Origin of the sequence: Portibacter marinus, from assembly GCF_021533195.1 — a bacterium.
Classification (GTDB): domain Bacteria; phylum Bacteroidota; class Bacteroidia; order Chitinophagales; family Saprospiraceae; genus Portibacter; species Portibacter marinus.
In genome coordinates, this window is sequence record NZ_JAJNKB010000054.1 from 1 (window position 1) to 1631 (window position 1631).

Annotated in this window: 1 protein-coding gene; it reads right to left on the reverse strand. The window is 39.6% G+C overall.

The annotated features are described in order from the left end of the window. Positions 1-16: 16 nt before the first annotated feature. On the reverse strand, positions 17-1453 hold the full coding sequence (tnpC, locus tag L2567_RS20885) for an IS66 family transposase (protein WP_235299810.1): 1437 nt from the start codon (positions 1451-1453) through the stop codon (positions 17-19). Between the last annotated feature and the right edge of the window lie 178 nt (positions 1454-1631).

Below are 1631 nucleotides of genomic sequence, written 5' to 3' on the forward strand. Positions count from 1 at the left end.
GTATGCATCCCAGCAACTACAGCTTAACTGGAAGCAGACTTGCTAACTGATCCAATTTAGTTTCACTAATGATTTCGATTGTGGATTTCAACCATTGGTAGGGATTAACATCGTTAGCTTTGCAGGTACCGAAAAATGAATACATCATAGCTATTCTCTGTGCTGCTTGATGAGAACCGGCAAATAGATAATTCTTTCTGCCCAAAGCTAAGGGTCTGATTTTATTCTCGATTAAATTGTTATCCAATTCGATCCTTGCATCAGCAAAGATAGTCTCAATTTTCGGCCATTGTTTTACCAAATAAGTCATGGCTTTTCCAATAGGACTTTTAGGCAGCACTTCAGTACTTTTCAGATCGACCCATTCCCTTAATTTTTGTATCAAAGGTACGATATGATCATCCCGGTATTGTTTTCGATCAAGACTTTGTTTAGCGAGGCGCTCCTGCTTATAAACTTCCTGAATTACGCTTAGTGCATATTCTGCTAATTGCTTATTCGTGTTCTTAGCTTCATAGAATTTTCTTCGCACATGGGCCATGCAACCTGCTAATTCGATATCTGGTTTAGATTTGGCAATCTTATCATACACCTGCCATCCATCACACTGAATAACACCTTTGTATTTTTCAAGCAGCTCTTTGGGGCCTGCTCTTCCTCGACCTTTTCTATAGTCGAATAAAACCAATCCTGACTCAGGATTATGATAAACCCACTGGTATCCCTGATGGGTAGACCCTTTCTTAACACTATCCTGAACTTTGATAGGTGATTCATCTACCTGTAGATAGATACTGTTTTGTATCTGAGCTTTCATTTCATTGTAAAGAGGTGTGAGAAGATCACATAACTGAGTAAACCAGTTGCCTACAGTTGAAGAAGACAGCTCCCAGCGGTAATCTCTCTTAATCTGTTGGATCTGGCGGTAGTAAGGCATGTGTTCCACAAACTTTCTAACCTGCATCCATGCTATCAAACTGGGTTCAGCTATACATTTAGGCATCGGCCTATCTGGCAAGCAAGCAATTAATACGCGCTGCCCATCTTTAGATACATATCTAGGTCTCACGATACGCTTTTTGACTAAACTAGCCGGAGTATAGTCAACCGTTTCAGTAACTTCCTGACCAATGATCACCATATCAGCTAAATCACCCTCTGGACGTAATGTTTCTTCCTTAAAAGGAAAATGGTCTGGAATAGGATTTCGTCCAGGATGCGTTACCTTTTTATTCTGCTTAGTCGAATTAGAAGATTCATCGCTTAGAACTGAATCAATATCCGTTTTATCCTCCGCAGATTGTCCAAAAAGATGGAGTTGTTCTACCGATGGTGAGTTGGGAATAAAGCGTTCTTTTTTATAACCATAGATGAGTCGTTTCAACTCCGCTAACTCATGCTCTAAACGAGCATTCTTCTTACGTAATTCAGTAATTATCTCACCATCTGTCACATATTAAATATACTAATAATGTGTGACTTTATCCCCGTTTTCAGGCTCTTTTATATCGCTTTTTCCTTACTATTTTCTGAAGACTGATACCACTAATGATTAGCATCAAGGACTCCCAAGAAAGACTTACTTCTTGACTATGATCCTGTTCCATTGGCAGTTCAAAGGTGCCTTGCTC